The sequence below is a fragment of the Campylobacter sp. 2018MI10 genome, assembly GCF_018501175.1.
Lineage (GTDB): Bacteria > Campylobacterota > Campylobacteria > Campylobacterales > Campylobacteraceae > Campylobacter_E.
This window is the reverse complement of the sequence record NZ_JAHCZD010000103.1, coordinates 1-425: the sequence shown is the minus strand read 5'-3', so window position 1 is coordinate 425 and position 425 is coordinate 1. Positions and strand designations below refer to the sequence as shown.

General features: G+C 32.5%; 1 protein-coding gene. It reads left to right on the top strand.

Going from position 1 to position 425, the window contains the following annotated elements; translation table 11 throughout:
- Nucleotides 1–425, top strand: a 425-nt coding sequence (pyrE, locus tag KJR01_RS09865; protein ID WP_214119069.1) for an orotate phosphoribosyltransferase, incomplete at both ends; no start/stop codon positions are given.

The window sequence follows — 425 nt, the reverse complement described above, 5'->3', positions numbered from 1 at the left end:
CTATAAGATAGAATTTGACAGCATTTGTTCTCCTGCGTTAGGTGGAATTTTAGCAGGTTATGAGCTTGCAAGAGCTTGTAGCAAACGTTTTATCTTCACTGAAAGAGTAAATAAAGAAATGACTTTAAGACGTGGTTTTGAAGTAAAAAAGGGTGAAAAATTTATAATTTGTGAAGATATCATTACTACAGGTGGTAGTGCTTTAGAGAGTGCAAAAATCATTGAAAGTTTAGGTGGCATTGTTGTAGGTTTTGCAGCATTGGCAAATCGTGGTTTTTGTGCAGTAGAAAATTTAAAATCTCCAAGAAAAGATAATGCGAAATTACCTGAAAATTTACCACTCTTTACTCTAGGAAATTTTGAATTTGAAATTTATGATGAAACAAATTGCCCACTTTGTAAAAAAGGGAGTAAAGCTATAAAAC